At 43.8% G+C, this 19,794-nt stretch carries 16 protein-coding genes and 1 pseudogene; 15 read left to right on the top strand and 2 right to left on the bottom strand.

The window, feature by feature from the left end; all coding sequences use genetic code 11:
- Positions 1 to 13: 13 nt before the first annotated feature.
- The 7 genes and pseudogenes from L6E24_RS09245 (at position 14) to L6E24_RS09220 (ending at position 6,345) form a co-directional block, all read left to right on the top strand.
- Positions 14 to 883, top strand: a complete 870-nt coding sequence (locus L6E24_RS09245) for a TdeIII family type II restriction endonuclease (RefSeq protein ID WP_257741697.1) — start codon at positions 14 to 16, stop codon at positions 881 to 883.
- Positions 884 to 1,328: 445 nt separating this feature from the next.
- Positions 1,329 to 3,023: a DUF3821 domain-containing protein gene (locus L6E24_RS09240; RefSeq protein ID WP_257741696.1), complete on the top strand. Its 1,695-nt coding sequence runs from the start codon at positions 1,329 to 1,331 to the stop codon at positions 3,021 to 3,023.
- A gap of 32 nt (positions 3,024 to 3,055) precedes the next feature.
- Positions 3,056 to 3,688 carry a hypothetical protein gene (locus L6E24_RS09235; protein WP_257741695.1) on the top strand — a complete coding sequence of 211 codons (633 nt, stop codon included), beginning with the start codon at positions 3,056 to 3,058 and terminating at the stop codon, positions 3,686 to 3,688.
- Positions 3,689 to 3,897: 209 nt separating this feature from the next.
- Positions 3,898 to 4,008, top strand: a pseudogene (locus tag L6E24_RS14770) (nucleotidyltransferase domain-containing protein); the annotation flags it as partial.
- Positions 4,009 to 4,160: 152 nt separating this feature from the next.
- Positions 4,161 to 4,367 (top strand): HEPN domain-containing protein, encoded by a 207-nt coding sequence (locus L6E24_RS09230; protein WP_257741694.1) that lies wholly within the window; start codon positions 4,161 to 4,163, stop codon positions 4,365 to 4,367.
- A gap of 15 nt (positions 4,368 to 4,382) precedes the next feature.
- Complete coding sequence (locus tag L6E24_RS09225) at positions 4,383 to 4,547, top strand: hypothetical protein (protein WP_257741693.1); 165 nt, start codon at positions 4,383 to 4,385, stop codon at positions 4,545 to 4,547.
- A 343-nt stretch (positions 4,548 to 4,890) separates the two neighbouring features.
- A complete protein-coding gene (locus L6E24_RS09220) occupies positions 4,891 to 6,345 on the top strand; it encodes a methyl-accepting chemotaxis protein (RefSeq protein ID WP_257741692.1) in 1,455 nt (484 codons plus the stop codon).
- Positions 6,346 to 6,432: 87 nt separating this feature from the next.
- Here L6E24_RS09220 and L6E24_RS09215 read toward each other — a convergent pair whose 3' ends face one another.
- Positions 6,433 to 9,012, bottom strand: coding sequence for a PAS domain S-box protein (locus tag L6E24_RS09215; RefSeq protein ID WP_257741691.1), 2,580 nt, complete (start codon positions 9,010 to 9,012; stop codon positions 6,433 to 6,435).
- 186 nt (positions 9,013 to 9,198) lie between these two features.
- On the opposite strand from L6E24_RS09215, the gene L6E24_RS09210 reads away from it, so the two are divergent.
- The 8 genes from L6E24_RS09210 to L6E24_RS09175 all read left to right on the top strand — a co-directional run bounded on the left by L6E24_RS09210 (position 9,199) and on the right by L6E24_RS09175 (position 19,124).
- The gene (locus tag L6E24_RS09210; RefSeq protein WP_257741690.1) at positions 9,199 to 10,602 is read left to right on the top strand and encodes an aldehyde dehydrogenase family protein; all 1,404 of its coding nucleotides are present in this window, start codon (positions 9,199 to 9,201) and stop codon (positions 10,600 to 10,602) included.
- Between the two features lie 24 nt (positions 10,603 to 10,626).
- Entirely contained in the window at positions 10,627 to 11,472 is an 846-nt protein-coding gene (locus L6E24_RS09205; protein WP_257741689.1) for a deoxyribonuclease IV, read from the top strand.
- Positions 11,473 to 11,601: 129 nt separating this feature from the next.
- Positions 11,602 to 12,597 carry a tRNA-intron lyase gene (gene endA / locus L6E24_RS09200; RefSeq protein ID WP_257741688.1) on the top strand — a complete coding sequence of 332 codons (996 nt, stop codon included), beginning with the start codon at positions 11,602 to 11,604 and terminating at the stop codon, positions 12,595 to 12,597.
- A 21-nt stretch (positions 12,598 to 12,618) separates the two neighbouring features.
- Complete coding sequence (locus L6E24_RS09195) at positions 12,619 to 13,872, top strand: tryptophan--tRNA ligase (protein ID WP_257741687.1); 1,254 nt, start codon at positions 12,619 to 12,621, stop codon at positions 13,870 to 13,872.
- A 5-nt stretch (positions 13,873 to 13,877) separates the two neighbouring features.
- Complete coding sequence (pheS, locus tag L6E24_RS09190) at positions 13,878 to 15,515, top strand: phenylalanine--tRNA ligase subunit alpha (RefSeq protein WP_257741686.1); 1,638 nt, start codon at positions 13,878 to 13,880, stop codon at positions 15,513 to 15,515.
- Entirely contained in the window at positions 15,515 to 17,134 is a 1,620-nt protein-coding gene (gene pheT / locus L6E24_RS09185) for a phenylalanine--tRNA ligase subunit beta (protein ID WP_257741685.1), read from the top strand. Before pheS ends, pheT begins: the two co-directional genes overlap by 1 nt.
- Positions 17,135 to 17,243: 109 nt before the next feature.
- Positions 17,244 to 18,260 carry a hypothetical protein gene (locus L6E24_RS09180; protein WP_257741684.1) on the top strand — a complete coding sequence of 339 codons (1,017 nt, stop codon included), beginning with the start codon at positions 17,244 to 17,246 and terminating at the stop codon, positions 18,258 to 18,260.
- Complete coding sequence (locus L6E24_RS09175; protein WP_257741683.1) at positions 18,261 to 19,124, top strand: mechanosensitive ion channel family protein; 864 nt, start codon at positions 18,261 to 18,263, stop codon at positions 19,122 to 19,124. It begins immediately after the preceding gene.
- Positions 19,125 to 19,207: 83 nt separating this feature from the next.
- Here the strand turns inward: L6E24_RS09175 and L6E24_RS09170 are convergent, their stop codons facing one another.
- The gene (locus L6E24_RS09170) at positions 19,208 to 19,711 is read right to left on the bottom strand and encodes a hypothetical protein (protein ID WP_257741682.1); all 504 of its coding nucleotides are present in this window, start codon (positions 19,709 to 19,711) and stop codon (positions 19,208 to 19,210) included.
- Positions 19,712 to 19,794 lie beyond the last annotated feature (83 nt).

The raw sequence follows: 19,794 nt of genomic DNA, 5'->3' as shown, positions 1-19,794 counted from the left end.
TTTTGGTATGAATATGTCTGACCCTAATAAGATGAAAGATGACATTCAGATTGTCATCAAAGACATGATGGATAGAATTATGGACAAGGTTCTGTGTTCTGATCCCTTTGTTAAAGAGACACATCATCTGAAAAAACCACTTTATGCTGCACTTGTTCCGGATGAAATATTTAAAGGATCACACTTTGAGAGGCGTTTTGTAACTCCGTTTGGGAAAGTTTGGGAAAAACTGGCTGTAGTTGCTGCCACTAACGGAATGGGATATGGAACAACCGGATACAGAATTGACGGTATGATCAGGGAAAAACGCCTAAACAGAATTGCAGAAACCCTAAACCGGCTTGAACATGCAACAAAGGAGAATGAAAGAATCAGACCGGACTGGAACAGGGAACTTACCTACATAAAAAAAGGAAGAGGAGATTTGATCCCGGTTTCTGTTGTCTGTGACCTCTATGTTGAGGACCGAAGTAATGGTGGCAGATATGCCTTTGAGCTTAAAGCTCCGCTTCCAAACAGTGATCAGACAAAAGTCAGTAAGGAGAAGATTCTGAAACTTCACTGCATGGAACCGCCTGTAGTTGATAGTGCATATTTTGCCCTGCCCTACAATCCTTACGGGACACGCGAGAATTATTCATGGAGTTTTCCGGCGAGATGGTTTGATATGAAAAATGACGATGTTGTCTTAATTGGAAATGATTTCTGGGACTACATCGGGGGAAAAGGAACATATGATGCCTTCATTTCAGCAGTAAATGAGATTGGCCCGGACTACAAAGAAAAAATATACAGAGATTACCTGAGGATTACCCCCCCGGATGGTTATAACTCAGAATTTGATCTGCTGAGTGAACCTAAGAGAGAATATGATTCCAGATAATGTGCTAATCCTTCCCGATTGGCAATCATACAAAATCACCTAAGGATTTAACATTACTACCCGCAGTGTCAATCCAATATCGGCACACATATAAATCATAAAATCATATTGGAAAATATCCGGTTTATTATAAACAGGTTTATTGGGTGTTGAGAATTGGGGAATACTACTTATAATGTACATCATATTTTAATTTCAGGACTGTGAGCTAAGGCTCTGCTTAAAATATGACCTCAATGAAACCCGGTAATAATTATTTAACTGTTAGCGGGCGATGGAGGAATAATAGATAAACCCTTTTTTTGTCCGGCAGTTTTTAAAAAATCTGGAGGAATTTTACTTGAACAGATCATATATAAAAAGCAATTATTCAGAAGTGAATAGATTTAAACATGGGAATATTATCCTGAAATCAGCACTTCTGCTTATTCTGGCATTGTTTTTGATGACATCACCGGTTATGGCCGGAAGTTATGGAACTATTGTTTATCCGGGGGAGTCAGTATTCATTGGGGAATCAGGGCTTGATGTTAGTGCAGCCCTTATAGATGGTTGGGGAAATCCAAACAGCTATATATCGTATTACGCTTCAGGTGGTACACCTGGTGTAACTGCTCCATCAGATACAGTTACAGTGCCTGATTTGACCAATTTCTATGTATCACCCGGTACTTTTACAGGAAAAACAGGTGCGTGGTATGTAGGAATTACTTCAAATGTAGCGTTTTATGTCCAAGAAGCATCGCTTTCAGTTTCATTGTTCAACAATCAGAGTGGCAAGGATATTTCCAACCTCAAAGCGATACAGGATGACCATATTGCTATCCGCATAAACAGCAATCTTGATTCACTCTTTGCACGTAATGCATCCGGTGGTACCGCAGGTATTGACGCATACGTTGAAACACCTGATGGTGCAACACTTAGTGCACTCTACAGGAATTCAACAACCAGAGATATGGACGCAGTTTACCTTTCAGCAATCAAGCCAGATAATACTATTTTCTGGATCCCATACGGCAATATGGCAACGGTATGGAAACTTGATCCGGACAATTACAAAACAGGGACATACAAAGTCTATGCACAGTGCAATGTCAACGACATGAAAGACAATCTCGGAGTTGTTACCGGAGTCACACAATCAGAGATTGAAACTCTCACTGTTGAGGAAGATTATGTTGCAATAACAGCGACCAAAGAATCGGTTATCAAAGAGGATGATTTCACAGTAACAATTACAGGTACACCAAAGACACTTTACACAGTCTGGTTATCCGGAACAAACGGTTATTCAAACACAACAGACTGCCCGCCAAAGTTCCTGCAAAATCAGGATGATGTTTCTTCAATGACCCAGACTGCACTGGATGCACTGTATTACATGAGTGAAACAACAGTCGGACAGGACATACCATATGCAGCAGGGGGCACAACAAATGAATGGGCAGTTGTAGCAAAGACAGGAAGTGACGGAACAATAACAGTCGGACTTACAACAGACAGCAATACAAAAACAGGGAAGTACACAGTCAGAGCAGAAAAGTGGCTCAGTTATACTCAGCTTGATTATGAAATCTACGATACTGTAGATATAAAAGTAACAGAGGAAGGAGCAGGGCCGACAATCAGCCTGAATCCGGGATGGAACTTCATATCAACACCAAAGCGCCTTCAGAATGGAAATAACACCGCCGGAAAGATATTCGGAGATATTGATTCCGGTGGCCATTCAGCTCTGATGTATAATGCATCATCCAAAAAATGGGATACTGTTAAGGCAGACACTGAAGTAAAACCTCTTGAAGGAATCTGGATCTATAACAATGATGCAAACAGCGCCGAAGTATCCATGAAGTATGACTCAAATCCGCTTCAGACACCACCGTCAGAAGATCTTCAGTCTGGCTGGAATGCAGTAGGATTTTCATCACTCACCCCTGCAACTGCAAAGGACACACTGGTGGATGTTTCAGGGAAATGGACAAAAGCCATAGGATGGGATTCGGAAGAGCAGATGTATGAGACAGCAATTATCAGTGGTGGAAGCGGCATATACAGCGATACAAGAGATATGAATCCCGCAAAGGCATACTGGATATGGATGAAAGAGGACGGTACAATTGCAGCACTCAGCTGAATTATATTATAAAAATTTATGGAGGAATATATATGACAAAATTAGGTATGAGAAAATCCGGAAATAGGTTATTAACCGGAATTATCCTCACTCTGGGGATAATTTTCCTTGCAGGAATTGCATCGGCAGCAACAGCGACATTTGAAGTACCGGAAATACCTTATGAGATGGATGGAGCAGATGCAGCAGCACTTCCGGCACTGCCATGTGAATTTACAGGCAGTGTCTTCATCGGAGACATCCCTGCACCATCCGGCACAATCATCAGAGCCTTTATCGGTGAGGAAGAGGCCGGCCGTTTTGTTGTGAATCAGGCAGGAATCTACGGCGGAGAGGGCCTATTTGATGACCGGCTCATTGTCGGAGGAGATGGCAGTGCAACAGATCAGGAGATCGTCTTTAAGATCTGGAGCAATGATGTCAGTGAGACACTTGTCTATCAGCCTGGTGACAGCCGGACATTTGACCTGACTGTTGAAGGGATAGACGGGGACTTCAACACAAATGCCTTTGTGGATATAGGGGATGTCTCAAAAGTATCGTACATGGTTGCAGATAAAATTGAGCCGGAAATCTCCGCAGACTTCAACGGCAACGGAGAGGTTGACATCGGGGATGCCTCAAAAATTGCATACTTCTTTGTCCGGAAGATTGAGTTTCTGTGAACACCTGCGAATAAATCAAAATAGGGCAGATACCCGTAAATATCCAAACAGAGAAACACCTTTTTTGCCTGAAATATCTCAGCTTTTTTCCGGAAATCAATACCACCCCATACCCCGCACAATAAATTATATCTCTGATCATAACTATTATCCAGATGATGGATTCTGAAATGCTGAATACTGCCAAAAAGTTTTCAGAATTAATATGAATAAAATTCGGAGACAAAATAAGGGAGATAATCGTATTCGGTTCAGTAGCAAGACACGAAGAAACAGAAAAATCAGATATTGACATACTGGTAATTACAAAAGAAAGTGATTTCAGGCTTAAACATTCAATCACTGGTGAAGCCTTTGATATGAGCATTGACTCAGGCCATTATATATCAGTAAAAGTTATCAGTGAATCTGAATACCAGAAGAAAAAATACCTCTCATTTTTCAGAAATATTTCCTTGGACGGCATTGCTGTATGAATAATCCGGAAATTAACACCCTGATCAACAAATCAAAAGAGAGGCTTAAAATCGCAGAAATCCTTCTAAAATGGAATTATTATGAAGATTCAGTAAACAGCTCATATTATGCTATGCACCTTGCTTCAACAGCACTTCTTTTTCTAAAAGGAATAAAATTTAAAACACATAAAGGCCTTATTTCAGCAATCGGGAATGAATAAATAAAAACAGAGAAAATGGACAAAAAATCTGGCAGAAATCTGAATATCGCTGAAGAAGCACGTGAGAATGCTGATTATGCATCATTTATTGAGATAGAAATGTCTGAAGCACGTGAAATACTTCATAATACCCGTTCGTTCGTCAGTGAAGCTGAAAGAATAGTCAGGGAATCCGAATAACATAGGATATAATCAGAAACATGAATATTTGACATTATCTCCGGATTTAGACACCAAAATACACTAAATCAGTATTGCTGGCACCACAAGTATGAGGACATATGTCCTAAATGTAAATAACCAAAAATCAACAAAAATATATTTTAAAAACCATAAATCCTGATCCAAAAAAGTCACATCCCCCAGGGATAAACAACCGGAATTATCAAAGGCTTTGCAGGCATAACAGATAATATACATAAAGCCGCAGAAATAAAGAGTCAGGCACCAAAAAAATCTGCAAAATTAATCTGTGAAACTAATCTGCAAAACTGGCATGCAAAATTTAAATAAAGGAGCTAAAATGGAATACGAAGACATCAGGTCAATACTCTCATCCGGACATTCTGACAGTGAAAAATTAAACAGAATAAAGGAAGCCTGCAATAACAGGGACAAAGCCGCAAGTGAATTCACATCCGAACTTAAAAAAGCGACAGCAGCTGTTTCTGAAGGAAAAACAGAGACAAAGATAAAAACATCCGGAATACCGCCCGAATTTCAGGAAATTGCAGAATCCTTCAACACTGTAATAAACTCATACAATGTCCCGTTAAAAGAGACAATGAAGGTTCTCTCAGAGTATGAACACAGCAGATTTTATGCAAAAATCGAAGACAAAAACAAATTCAGAGGTGACTTCCTCCTCCTCAAAAATTCGGTCAACAAAGTGGGCGAAGTTATAAACCAGGCAATAAAAGAGATAATCAAAATTGCAGAAGAATTTGACAAAGGAAATTTCAGTGCAAGGTTTGACGAAAGCCTGACCTTTGAAGGCGACATCAAAGCCGTAAAGGAAAACCTGAACAATGTCGGAGAGATCTTCTCAGGCACAATACTGGAATCAAAAGGAGCATTCAACAAGATAAACTCAAGCAGCAATGAAATCGGCAGAGGTGCTGACCAGGTTGCAATTGCGGCTGAAAAGGTCGCAAACACAAGCACAAACGCCGCGTCAATGACAAGGACACTCAACCGCCATATCGAGGATATACACCGGCAGATTGCCGACCTTTCAGAATCAAACGAGGAGATCGCATCAACAGCAAAAGATGTACTCAAAAATGCAAACCACGTTGTTGAAATCGGAAAGGAAGCCCAGGTATCCGGAGATGAAGCAAAGGAGAGCATGAACAGTGTTGAAGTTATCGCAAGCAAAAGTGTAGGTGAGATAACCAGCCTTGCAGAGAAGATAAAAGAGGTCAGCGGCGTAGTAAACCTGATCCATGACATCACAGGCCAGATCAACCTCCTCGCACTCAATGCTGCAATCGAAGCGGCCCACGCCGGAGAACAGGGGCGCGGGTTTGCCATAGTTGCCGGAGAGGTCAAAAACCTTGCAGGAGAGGCAAGGGCAGCAACCGGAAATATAGAGACGGTTGTGAAAGCCGTGCAGGAGTCATCCGCAAAAACGGCAGAGGCAATAAAATCCGCAAGTCTTGAGATAACCGAGAGTGTATCAAGTGTAAACAAGGCAATAAACGGACTCAATGACATTATCCAGAATGCAGAAACGGTAAACAACGATATTGGCAGAATTGCAGCAGCCATTGATAATCAGGCAGATATTGCCACAAATGTCGTCAATGCCGCAGACGAAGGCTCAAAGCTTACAGGCAATGTAATGGAGGAGGCAGAAGAACTTGCCGCACTTGCAGAAGAAGCCAGTGCATCAATTGAAGAGATTGGAAGTGCAATCCACGAAGTAAACGACCTGGTAAATGAATTATCAACAAATATGGACAAATATAAGATATAAACCAAAAAAACAGGAATCCTGTCCAAAAATCAGAATAAAAAAATCTGCACAGGATTTCCGGCAGAAAAAATACCGGATTATTTTTTTTCAGGCAGACTGCCACTTTCCTGCCGGAATGATAATCTCAAAAGATGCACCCTCACCCTCATTACCAGACTCTGTTATGGTAATTCCGGTAATTGAGAGAATTTCCCTGACCAGAAATAATCCATAGCCATGCTTCCTCCCAAATGCCGGTCTGAAAATACTCTCTTTTTTATCCGCAGGAATGCCAATGCCGTCATCACAGATCCGGAAAACGAGATTACCACCCTCATTTCCGGAAATGAAAGATAAATTATTCATACCGGAAGCATGCTTATAGGCATTGGTAATAATATTGCAAAAGGCCTTCTTAAGCATAGCATCGGCATAGATTGTAACAGGTATTATCTCAAGAGAGACATGAACACCAGAAGGCACTCCACCTCCCTCAGAGAGACACTCAAGAATAATCGGTTCAATCGCCTGCCATTCAGGAGGTTTTATGCCCATATCCTGATAATCCCGTGTAAACTCAATCTGCTTCTGGATATTTTTAATTGACATTCCAAGCTTTGAGGCATAATCCTTATCCTCTACAGGAATATTATCCTTCATAAGGCCAAGATAACCGATAGCAATGGTAATAGAATTTAAGATATCATGCCTTGTAATACTTGAGAGGAGATTCAGCTTCTTATTTGCTTCCTCAAGTGAACTCCTGTAATTGTTCATATCAGTGATATTCCGGCCCGACACAACAGCCTGAACCACATTTCCGGATGAATCCGTTATCGGGGTTGCAAACGTATCATAATATAGAACCAGACCGTCAGGATTAGTTACAGACTTTTCAACCCTGCTGGTGATCCCTTTTTCAAAAACATCCCTTGCAGCACAGACCTCACACGGCTCTTCTGCATCATGAAAGACACTATAGCAGTGTTTTCCGGTAAGATCTTCAGGCTTAAGCCCGAAGATATCATAAAGCTCCTTATTTGCATCAATGACTCTGTAATCCCTGTCGATCACATACATACCATCAGCTATTGAATCAAAGATTGTTCTGATCTTAAGGGCTGCATCCTTAAGATCCTCCTCATATCCCTTCCTCTCAGAGATATCCCTGATAATAGAGACAATGAAATTTCTATCCCCCAGTATCAGCAGTGATGATGAGATCTCCACCGGGATTTTGGCGGAATTTTTGTTTAAAAGTTCAGATTCAAATATCCGGCCCTTATGAGGACACCACCCTATATCACTGAATCTCTCAAGGCCACCCTCACTTCCGGACACCATATTTTCCGGAAAAAACAATTTCATGAAGTCTTTTCCTGAGACATCATCGGAGGTATAACCAAACATCTCCTCAGCAGCCTTATTCCAGAAAACTACAGCCCCGGAGTCATCCATCATACATATCGCATCAATTGCAGTCTCACTTACTGCCCGGAATTTCTCCTCACTCTCTTTTAACTTCTCCTCAACGACTTTCTGCTCAGTTATATCATGAATTATTGTAATGAGGCACTTTGCATCCCCAAGTTCAATAATCCTGCCTGACATAAAAGCAGTCCGGACCGTGTTCATAATATTCAGATTCACCTCAAAGTTAAGAACAGAACCGGATTCTTTAAGACCATCTATATATCTGGCACGATCATCGGAGCTGAGGTACAAACCAAATTCCAGTATCTTTTTGCCTATGATATCATCACGATGGATTCCGGAAAAAGACTCCCATTTATCATTAACCTCAAGGACAACCCCTTCATCAAGAGTAGAGAGAATAATGACATCAGGATTGAGGCTGAATACAGTGGAGTATTTCTCATTTGCAAGTTTTAATTTCTCCTCTGTCTCAACTCTCTCTGTGATGTCAATTATAATTCCTTCAAATAAAACAGGGTTATTTGCCTCATCTCTCCTGACAATTGTGCGATCATAAATATTGCGCATCTCACCGGCATGATTAAAGACCCTGTACTCCTGGGTGTAATCATTGGCTCCGGCAGAGAGATAACCGGAGATCTCCTCCTCAACCCTCTTTAAATCATCAGGGTGAATCAGATCAGCATACAGAATATTTCCGGAGTAGAAATCATCAGGAGTATAGCCAAGAATACTTACGTTGTCAGAGACAAACCTGACCGGCCAGCCCTCACCGGTATCCCATAAAAATGCAATGAACGGGCTGTTGTTGAGAATCTGCCTGTAAGCACCCGCATCCACATTACAGCTGTCCAGTTCAGACCGTCCATCATCTTTCAGACATATAATTAAAATCCGGCAGGACACTGCATCCAGAAATAACTCATCTCTATCTGTAAAATATTCATCTCCGGAATAACTGCTGCCATAATAAACTATATTTATATAGCCGTAACTTATGCCGCCGAGTTCAAGATCTCTCTTTAAAGATGCCGAATATTCCTTAGAAACATCATAAGAAGATGAATGCCAGTCTTCATCACCCACAGAAATAACCACACCGGTATTCTCAGGTTCACTGAATACAGAAGAGATTATTTCGGCCATTATCCCATAAATTTCATCGCCGGAAACTTCCAGAGATATTAATTCCGACAATTTATCCAGGCATTTCTTCCCCGCAGACATGCTGCAATTACTATCATCTGACATTATACCGGAAAATCCTATGTTTCAGATATAGCAGATGATAGTCATATAATCCTTTCGCATACGGCAGGAGAACAGACACTGGTGAGCCGGAACAATCATGATAATCAGAGAAATACCATAAGCAGAGTGCAGAGATTTTATTAATGCTGAATACAATCTCCTGAAAAGAGATCTGGAGTTATACCTGTGAACGAAAAGGAAACTGACATAATTGATGTTATAAACCCTGCAACCGGAGAGAGTGCAGGCACAGTTAAGAGATGCACAAAAGATGATGTACATTCTGCAATAGAAATGGCAGAAGATGCCTTTTCCGGATGGGCAGCCAAAAGTCCGCGTGAGAGGGCAAAACTGCTCTTCCTTTCAGCACAGGAGATAAGAGAGAGACAGACTGAACTTGCAGAACTCCTGACAGCAGAACAGGGAAAACCTCTTTTTGAGGCAAAAAACGAGATACAGGGCTGTGCAGCGGTACTTGAATACTACGCATCCATATCCGGAACAGTGAGGGGCGACTTTCTGCCCAAATCTGATTATGGCTATTCATTCACAGTAAAAAAACCGCTTGGCATCTGCGGAGCAATAATTCCCTGGAATATGCCGGTGCTGATTCTGGCATGGAAGACGGGGCCTGCACTTGTTGCCGGAAACTGCCTGATAGTAAAGCCTTCATCCAAAACACCGCTTACAAGCCAAAAGATTGCAGCCATCCTGCACAGCTGCGGCATTCCGGAAGATGTCTTCTCAGTTGTAACCGGAAGTGGCAGTGAGGCAGGCAGTGCACTGGCAGAGAGCAGAAGAATTGCAGCACTATCATTTACAGGATCTGTTGAGACCGGAAATTTTGTTGAGAAACTCTCATGCGGAACAGGGAAACGGCTGACACTCGAACTTGGCGGAAGTGATCCAATGATAGTATGCAGTGACGCTGACATTGACTCAGCAGTTGCAGGTGCGGTTGCAGGCAGATATTACAACTGCGGGCAGACATGCACAGCAGTAAAACGCCTCTATGTCATGGAGGATATTGCAGAGGAGTTCAAAAGAAAGCTTACCGAAAAGGTATCACAGATAAAAACGGGCAATGGCATGATAAAAGGGACAAAGATGGGCCCTTTAATTGACATGGATGCCAGAGAGAAGATATCAATGCTCATCTCCGGAATTGAGAGAGATTATGGTGCAGAGATCCTGACAGGCGGAAAAATAACCGGCACTCCGGAACTTAAATCAGGCAGCTTCTTTGAACCGACAGTCATTGCAGGAGCACCGAAGGACTGCTTCCTCTTTACAGAAGAGATATTCGGGCCGGTTCTCCCGGTTGCGGTTGTAAAAGACATGGATGAAGCAATAGAAGAGGCAAACAGAACTAAATTCGGGCTTGGAGCATCAGTCTGGACAAAATCTCTTAAAAACTCATTTGAAGCCACTGAGATGCTTGATGCAGGCATTGTATGGGTGAACCGGCATCTTAAAATCCCGCCGGAAGTGCCCTTTGGCGGCGAGAAGGAGAGCGGTTCAGGGCGTGAGAACGGCCTTTCCGCACTTGATAGATATATGAAGGAGAAAACAGTCATAATGACACCCTGAAAAGAGAACAGGAGCAGCTGAACAATGATCAATGTAGGATGCCACGTATCAATCGCCAAATCCATAGATTTGGCAGTCGGACGTGCGGCTGAGAGGGGCTGCACCACCTTTCAGATATTCACTTCAAACCCGCGCGGATGGAAAGCAAGAGAGATTAAGGAAGAAGAAGCGGAAAAATTTATAAAAAATATAAAAGAGTCCGGAATATACCCGCCCATTGCCCATATGCCGTACCTTCCAAACCCCGCCTCGCCAAGGGAGGAAGTCCAGCAGAAATCAACGGAAGTTATGTTAAGGGAGGTAAAGAGATGCAGAATGTTAAAAATCCCCTATCTTGTGACACATCCTGGAAGCCATCTCGGTGCAGGCAGGGAGGATGCAATAAAGCGGTTCACTGAGTGCATTGATCTCGCCTCTGAAGAATCAGAAGGTGAGGTGATGCTGCTGCTTGAAAATACGGCAGGCACAAATAATTCAATGGGAGGTGATATTGAGGACATAGCCGAAATTATCGACAATCTGAGTGACAGTTCAGGTGTTGGGATCTGCATTGACACCTGCCATGCCTTCGCTGCCGGATATGACATAACCACAGAAGAAGGACTCTCATCCTTTCTTGAATTAACAGACTCAGAGGTCGGTCCTGAGAGGCTGAAAGTCATTCACCTAAATGACTGCAAAGGCGCTCTCGGCTCACATCTTGACAGGCACGAGCATATAGGGCTTGGAAATATCGGAGATGAAGCTATAAGCCGGATTGTAAACCACCCAAAACTGAGAGACATCCCCTTCATCCTTGAAACTCCGGTAAACGAAGAGAGAGGTGATGCAGAGAATATCGCCCATGTCAAATCCCTCTTCAGGGAATAAATCAGGAAAAACAATACCCCACACTCAGATCTGACCGGTGAACTCACCGGAAATATAACTCTGCAATACCCTTCTTTTCTGTCACATACCCAAATAGGCATAAGGAAATAAAAACAAAATTATCCGGAAGTGAAGGCTGAATTTACAGACGGAAAAATAACCATCGGGCCTGAGGGAAAAGCTCTCTATACCAACAGCGGATACGGAAGGCCGGCAGGGAAGAGGCTTTCCCTCTCAGGAGAAGAAGCGCTCTACCTTCTCGGAAGGGATAAGATCGAACTTGACGGATATGATTTTGATACTCTCGCCTCAGAACTCTCTGCGGACCCGAAATTCATGAGACGATTTCTGCTGTACAGGGACATCAGAGAGAGAGGGTATGTCATACAGACAGGGCCGCACGACTTTCGGGTATTCCGGCGTGGTGAAAAACCGGGCACAGGACGCTCACAGTTTATGATAAGAGTGCTTGCCGAGAGGGATCTTGTCGGCTTCAATGAAGTTCTCGATGACATAGCCTCGGCGAAGAATATGCGAAAGCAGTTCCTTGTCGGAGTAGTGGACGATGAGGATGAGATCACCTACTACGAAGTCAAATCAAATGAGATAACCGAGGGTGTCGCCGAAAACAGTCCGGCAGAGGTTACAGGAATGCTGTACGGACGATCAGTTGTCATAAAAACCCCGCCTGAGAGCAGCCTTGAGAAGGCATGGTTTGGAACAAGACTTGACAAAGAGCGCCTGCTTCTCTCCCCTCCGGAAGTTCTCTATCTGCTTGAGAGAGAAATTCTGAAGATCAGGGATACGGACATCAGCTCTTTCTCAGAGATAGCCGCAGAGGAGGACCATGAGATTGAGAGCAAGTATGTCGTCTATAAAGACCTCCGCGATAAAAAACAGATAGCACGGACAGCCTACAAATTCGGCCATCACTTCAGGGTATATTCCGGTGAGAAGAAGCATTCGGAACTGCTTGTTCATGCCTTTCCATCAGAGGAATTCATGCCTATGAGCGTGATCTCACGATCAGTACGCCTTGCCCACAGCGTCAGAAAGAAGATGCTTTTTGCATCTGTGGAGAGAAACAATATAGAGTATATCGAATTCGCAAGAATAAAAATGTAAACATATAGTTGGAATAAAAATATGCAGTCAGAAATTAATCCGTGGTCAGGAAACCAGAATATAGAAACGGATAAACTCTTCAGTGAATTCGGAATAGAGCGGTTTGATGATGTAATTGATCAGGTCAAAGATCCGGCGTACTTCTTCAGAAGAAAAATCGTTGTCGGTCACAGGGACTATAAGAATATCGCAGGTGCAATGGCAGAGAAGAAACCGTTCAATGTCATGACCGGATTCATGCCCTCCGGACATCCGCATCTTGGCCACCTGATGGTGATGAAGGAGGTTGTCTGGCATATTCAGAGGGGAGGAACCGGATATATCTCAATTGCAGACAGGGAAGCACATGCTGTCAGGGCCATATCCTGGGACAAATGCAGGGAATACGGGAAAGAATATCTAAACTGCCTCTATGCTCTTGGTTTTGAGGGAAATACCTATTACCAGAGTGAGAACAACAGACTCAAAGATCTGGCATTTGAATGTGCAACAAAGATCAACTTCTCAGATTTATCAGCAATATATGGTTTCTCACAGGATACTGCACTTGCACATGCCATGAGCGTTGCAACACAGGTGGCAGATATTCTCTACCCGCAGACCGATGCCGGCCCGGCACCGACTGTAGTGCCTGTGGGAATTGACCAGGACCCGCATATCCGTCTCACCCGTGATATAGCATATAAACTGAGAATGTTTCTTGTGGAAGAGAGAGAAGGCCACATTTCAGTCAGATCCAAAAATGCACCAAAGGAAGCTATGGACGATGTCGAAGCTGCATTTTCCGGGTGCAGAAGATATGAAGGTCATATTGACATAAAAGATGTCTCTGCCGGAGAGGTTGAGAGACAGGTCAGGGAGATTGAGATTAACAACGGCGGATTCGGATTTATTGCGCCGTCTTCAACGTACCATACCTTCCTTCAGGGGCTGCAGGGCGGCAAGATGTCAAGCAGCATCCCCGACAGCCTCTTCCAGTTTAAAGAGCCTGAAAAGAGTGTGAAAAAGAAGGTTATGGCTTCGCTGACAGGCGGAAGAATGACCCTTGAAGAGCAGAAAAAGCTTGGCGGTGAGCCTGAAAAATGTTCTGTATATCTGTTAAACCTCTTCCATATGTCTGAGAACGATGAAGAGTTAAAGGAGATGTACAGGGCCTGCAAAGCAGGGGAACTGATGTGCGGAACCTGCAAAAAAGAGACCTTTGAGAGAGTTAAGGAATTCCTCTCAGACTTTAATGAGAAGATGGATGAGACAGAGCATCTGACCGGGGAGTGAGAAAAGTGGATCTTACATTAAATGAAAAAAAGCTTCTTGCAGTGCTTAAGCCCTTAAGGGACGCTGAAGAGGCAAGGGTTGAGGCTGTAAAACCGATTACAGAGACCATAAAGAGTGTAGAGGTAGCCGGAAAACATTCGATAGATCCTCTGAGAGAGACACTGAAATTTCTTGAGGATACAAAGAATCTCGCATTTCAGCCGATAAAAAGGGCAATTGAACTCTTTGAAGAGGCCGCAGAGGATACACTCGGCCCGATGAAAGAGCCTGATGCAGCCTACCTTGCAACGATAATGGATACCACCGAAGAGGCGATAGTATCCCATGCACTGCTGCTCCAGGACAAAGGGCTTGCAGACCTCATAAAGACTGCAACAGTCACCCGCAGAGCCACAGAAGAGGGTGAGAAATACAGACAGGAGGGCCTGCCTGAGAGAGTGCTCTTTGACTCCTTCGATGGGGCAATTCCGATGGAGGACCTCAGAAAACATCCGGCATCAAAGCTTGGAATAGGGTGGCTGAGAAAGAAGGGCTGGGTGGAGATAAAGGACGGGATGGTAAAGAAGATCTCTGACGCCCCCAAAGGTGACGATGAGTATGCCCTGGCCGACCCGTCTGCTGACAAACCCGGAATGAAGGAGCTTATAAAGAGAAAGCTTGCAGAAGAAATTGAGACTGTAACATACAGGATTTCAATAACTGAAGAGGGCATTGCCCTTGTCGAATCCGGAATCGATCTCAGGGCCGAGGCATCCACCCTCACAAGTGACCAGATACGTACAGGCGAGTGGAGAAACCTGAAACTGAGAAGGTACAGCGTAAAGACTCCGCCTAAGAAGATTTACGCCGGAAAGAAGCACCCGTATCAGGCAATAATTGACGATATGAGAAAGATCCTCCTTGAGATGGGCTTTACCGAGATCTCCGGCGAGATCGTGCAGAGCTCATTCTGGAATTTCGATGCACTCTTCCAGCCGCAGGACCATCCCGCAAGGGAGATGCAGGACACCTTCTTCCTCGACCTTGAGCGTGAACTTCCGGAGAACTACAACCTTGTAAAGGAGATTCACGAGACCGGAGGAAAGACCTCATCTACCGGATGGGGAGGAAAATGGAAGGAGGAGAAGGCGAGGGAGTGTGTCTTAAGGACACATACCACAAGCCTTTCCATTCAGCTGTTAAAGGACAATCCCGAACCTCCGCTGAAGGCGTTCTGCATAGGCAGGGTGTACAGACGTGAGGCTATAGATCCCACCCACACGCCGGAATTTGAACAGCTTGAAGGCGTGGTAATGGACAAGGACGTATCATTCAGGCACCTGATGGGCTTTTTAAAGGAGTTCTACCACAGAGTAGGGTTTGAGAGCGTGCGTTTCCGCCCCGGATATTTCCCCTACACTGAACCGTCGGTTGAGCCTGAAGTATGGGTTGACGGACTTGGCTGGGTTGAACTCGGCGGTGCCGGTATATTCAGAGAAGAGGTGACAGCACCGTGGGGAATCAAATACCCGATTCTCGCATGGGGACTTGGCGTATCAAGGGTTGCAATGCTAAAGCTCGGATTAAAGGACTTACGTGAACTGTACAGAAGTGATGTGGACTGGATAAGAAATGAACCGGTAAACAGAAAGGAGGTGCGCTGATGCCGATTATCAAACTGCCATATAAATATCTTGAAGATCTTTCAGGCATAGAGAAGGATACAATCATTGAAGAGATTCCGATGATTGGAGCAGACATCGAGAGATATGAAGAGGAGTCCTTTGATGTGGAATTCTTCCCTGACAGACCCGATCTCTTCTCAGCAGAGGGCGTGTCAAGAGCAATGAGAGGATTTATGGGGCTTGAATCCGGACTTCCGGATTACAGCACAGAACCCTCAGGACTATCATTTAAGATTGAACCGGGACTTGAGGATATAAGGCCGTATCTTGGATCTGCTGTCATCAGAGGACTGTCATTTAACAATGAGTCAATAGAGTGCCTGATGGGACTACAGGAGTCACTGCACTGGGCTGTAGGCAGAGGCAGGGTTAAGGTTGCAATTGGTGTACATGACCTTGACAAGGTGAAACCGCCGTTTAAGTACTCTGCATCGCCGAAATCCAGGACTTTTGTGCCGCTTGACACAGACGAACTGATGACCCTTGATGAGATCCTTGAGAAACACCCGAAGGGTGTTGATTATGCCCACATAGTACAGGACTTTGAGAGATATCCACTCATTACAGACTCTGAAGACAATGTCCTCTCCTTCCCTCCGATTATAAACGGTGAGCTGACAAAGGTCACCGAAGCCACGAAGAATATCCTGCTTGACTGCACAGGAACGGATGAGAGGGCTGTTATGACAGCCGTTAAAATAATCTGCTCCGCCCTTGCGGAAGCCGGAGGTAAGATTGAGAGCATTGAAGTGAACGGAGTTTCAATGCCCAGCCTCTCACCAAAGATCAGGGACGTAAAGTTAAGTGAGTGCAGGAAACTTCTCGGAATTGATATTGACATCATTGAGATGGCACAGCTCTTAAAGAAGATGAGATTTGGTGCAGAACCGGTTGACGGGGAGATACTGAAGGTCTTTGTGCCCTGCTACCGTGCCGACATTCTCCACGACTGGGACGTATTTGAAGATGTGGCAAAGGCGTACGGCTACGAGAACATCGACTCCCTTCTCCCGCCGACATCAACAATCGGGCATGAAAATCCGGTGAACAGAATCATGGGCACTGCAAGAACAATCATGGCAGGCATAGGCTATCTTGAGATGATGCCCTTTACTCTCTCAAACGAGAGGGTGATGTACTCCAATATGCAGAGGAAAAAGCCTGATTATGCCCTGCATGTAAAACACCCGATATCAGAGGAGCAGACTCTTGTCAGAACTGACATTCTGCCGCTGCTGATGGAAACACTTAAGATAAACCAGCATCGGGAGCTTCCGCAGAGGCTCTTTTCAACCGGAGATGTGATTGAAGGTGAAAAAACCTTCCAGAAGCTTGCCGGCGTTACAATGCACACCGAGGCAGACTTCTCAGAGATTTATGCCGTTGTCGATCTCTTTATGAGGGAAGCCGGTCTGGAATACAGAGTTCTGGAGTCTGACGATCCGGCATTCCTTGACGGAAGAAGGGGCAACATTTACGTAGGGGATAAGAAGATCGGTTCCTTTGGTGAGATGCACCCGCAGGTCATTGTAAATTTCGAGATGGCAGAGCCTGTTGCCGGATTTGAGATTGATTTACGGGTTTTTAACCAGGAATAATCTCCCAATACCCGCAATACTTTTTTTGAATTAATTTCTGTTTTTTCCGCAGCAGATCCATCGCAGAATCCGGGATATATTCAAGTCATATCAGGGAGCATATCCTGTTATGGATGCCGGAGGCGGAGCAGATACTGAGGACGAATATATTCCGTTTGACAGGGAAATATCAGAGATAATTACATTTACCGAAGGTCATGAGAACAGCAGAATTAAGAATATCGCAGTCATTGCAGAACCTTATTCAGGAGAGCAGATCCTGATAAACGGACTGCTTGATAAACTCGGAGATGGGGCAGGCCACCATAAGTACGGTTCAATACAATATGAATGCCCCTGCCCGGCTGAAATCTGTCCGGACAAAAAAACTGTAATCCTTGAAGGCTGCCATTACCTCTTCTCAAGAAAAATAGGAGGTTTTGACAGCCTGAACAGATTTCTGACCGAAATTTCCGGTGACGAAAGGATATACATCACATTCTGGAACATATTTGCCTGGGATTATCTCTCAGCAGCAGAAAATACAGACTCTTACTTCCAAAAACCCGTAATTATTGAACCGTTAAAGCCGGACATGCTCATGGATCTTATGAAGGATAAATCCGGCAAAAGTCCGGATTACATCGATGATCGTCCTGTATCTGAGAGAAACCGCTTTACCTTTAAAAAAAGAAGCATAAAACTGCCCGGTTTTGAAAAAGCAATAAAAATACCATATCCGGGATATGAAAGTTCTGCAAAAGAGACAATGTCAGAAGCGGAGGCAGAGAGATATGCCTTTGAAAGAATTGCTGATATATCCGGGGGAAACTATGGCATTGCAAAAAAACTCTGGAAAAAATCAATAACTGATGATTTATTCAGGCTCTCTCAGATCTCATCACATGATTCAGATCCTGATCTTAAGTACAATGAAGCATACACCCTGCTGTTTATTCTTATGTGGGGTGCCCTCTCCGCAAAAGAGATCATGGAGATGTCAGTTTCTGAGGGGGAGAGTGCAAAAATTCTCTTTAAACTATCTTCAGTTGGACTTATTTCCAATGAAGGAGGGCGTTATTCAGTTGAACCGCTGAAATTTGTACAGTCTGTGGAATATCTAAAGAAGATCAGGATGGTCTGGTAGATGGCTGACAGCATAACATCCGGAATTGAAAATATTTCACTTGAAAGCTTTGATCTCCTCAATACCATAATAGATATTCTGTATATACTGATTCTTGCATGGATTGTCGTAAAAATATCGGGGATTCTCCTTAAAGGACTATCAGAAAAGGCAGGCCAGTACAGAATTGCAATAGCAATGATGATACCACTCTCAAAGATTTTTGTATATGCCATTGCAATTTACCTTATATTCTTACAGATAGTCGGCCCTTCACTCTCGGTCCTGCTTGCTTTTTCAGGGCTGTTTGGTGCGGCAATAGGATTCGGGCTGAAAGATGTCTTTGCTGATATTCTCGGCGGGATTGTGATAATATTTGAACGCCCGTTTAAAATAGGGGATAAAATTACCGTAGGGGACAGTTACGGGGAGGTAAAAGACATCGGCCTTCGTGCAACAAGAATCGTAACTCCTGACGACTCTGAGGTGTCACTACCGAATTTTTTTATCTTTGACAGAAGTGTCTCATCCGGAAATGCGGGTGCAATGGAGATGATGGTTGTAACTGACATCTACATAAGCCCGGATTCAGACATCAGAGAGGCAGTGGAGATTATGAGAGAGGCTGTCATATCCTCCGGGTATGTATATATCACAAAAGAGAGGCGTTATAATGTCCTCGTTAAGAATTACCCGTATTATTCGAGAATACGGGCAAAAGCATATGTAAATGATCTGAGATATGAATTTGAATTTAGGTCTGACGTAACCGGACGTGCATGGGCAGAGATGAAGAGAAGGGGGATAAAATCTCCTCAGATCCATGAACCATATGATAATGAGAAAAATTCCGGAGACGAAAAAAAGGGACTAATTGACCATTAACAGCATGGCATAACATTACATAATAAATTCCGGATAAATGTTATGGATAACAGATCCAAAATATCCGTTTACTATGGACAGACTCAGACTGCATACCAGATGTTGACATCCGCAGTAACAAGCTGGTTACCCTGGTTCCAGAGTACTACATTGAGAGGTTCATCTGAAAACTGCTCAATCACCTTGTAATTTACATCGTCATACCTTGCAATCGCCTCGTACTCTCCGGTATTCGTGTCCATCTTATAATTAAATGCAGCCAGATTTGCATCATTTAAGAAGAGGACAGTTATTGGATGGTTCGCTTTTACCTCAACCTTTAATTTGTCAAACCTCTGTCCGAATGCACTCGGAGTATATGTGAAATAACCACCAAGCGGATTCAATGTATTTGACCCCTCACGCCAGACTGTCCATTCCGGCTCCTGCACTGTCGGAACCTCCACTGTCGCCTGTGGGGTTGAAACCGCAGTGGGAACGGGGGTTGCCGGAACCGGCTGCGATGCAGTCTCTGAACATCCGGCAGCAAGAACCGCAACCAGAAATAAAACCAGAATAAGAATCAACGTTTTAAAACCTGAATTCATAATAACACCTGTTGAGTTACATTATTTTTAATACAGATAATACTGATCACCTAAGAATCATAACATTTACAGAAATTTTCTCC

The sequence above is a fragment of the Methanoplanus endosymbiosus genome (assembly GCF_024662215.1).
Classification (GTDB): domain Archaea; phylum Halobacteriota; class Methanomicrobia; order Methanomicrobiales; family Methanomicrobiaceae; genus Methanoplanus; species Methanoplanus endosymbiosus.
This window is presented reverse-complemented; position numbering and strand designations above follow the sequence as displayed.

Excerpts from the sequence above, each read along its gene's own strand:
- L6E24_RS09195 (WP_257741687.1), top strand. The coding sequence starts at position 12,619 with ATGCAGTCAGAAATTAATCCGTGGTCAGGAAACCAGAATATAGAAACG.
- L6E24_RS09240 (WP_257741696.1), top strand. The coding sequence starts at position 1,329 with ATGACATCACCGGTTATGGCCGGAAGTTATGGAACTATTGTTTATCCG.
- L6E24_RS09215 (WP_257741691.1), bottom strand. The coding sequence starts at position 9,012 with ATGTCAGATGATAGTAATTGCAGCATGTCTGCGGGGAAGAAATGCCTG.
- L6E24_RS09235 (WP_257741695.1), top strand. The coding sequence starts at position 3,056 with ATGACAAAATTAGGTATGAGAAAATCCGGAAATAGGTTATTAACCGGA.
- L6E24_RS09205 (WP_257741689.1), top strand. The coding sequence starts at position 10,627 with ATGATCAATGTAGGATGCCACGTATCAATCGCCAAATCCATAGATTTG.
- L6E24_RS09175 (WP_257741683.1), top strand. The coding sequence starts at position 18,261 with ATGGCTGACAGCATAACATCCGGAATTGAAAATATTTCACTTGAAAGC.
- L6E24_RS09245 (WP_257741697.1), top strand. The coding sequence starts at position 14 with ATGTCTGACCCTAATAAGATGAAAGATGACATTCAGATTGTCATCAAA.
- L6E24_RS09220 (WP_257741692.1), top strand. The coding sequence starts at position 4,891 with ATGGAATACGAAGACATCAGGTCAATACTCTCATCCGGACATTCTGAC.
- L6E24_RS09230 (WP_257741694.1), top strand. The coding sequence starts at position 4,161 with ATGAATAATCCGGAAATTAACACCCTGATCAACAAATCAAAAGAGAGG.
- pheT (WP_257741685.1), top strand. The coding sequence starts at position 15,515 with ATGCCGATTATCAAACTGCCATATAAATATCTTGAAGATCTTTCAGGC.
- L6E24_RS09180 (WP_257741684.1), top strand. The coding sequence starts at position 17,244 with ATGGATGCCGGAGGCGGAGCAGATACTGAGGACGAATATATTCCGTTT.
- L6E24_RS09170 (WP_257741682.1), bottom strand. The coding sequence starts at position 19,711 with ATGAATTCAGGTTTTAAAACGTTGATTCTTATTCTGGTTTTATTTCTG.
- L6E24_RS09225 (WP_257741693.1), top strand. The coding sequence starts at position 4,383 with ATGGACAAAAAATCTGGCAGAAATCTGAATATCGCTGAAGAAGCACGT.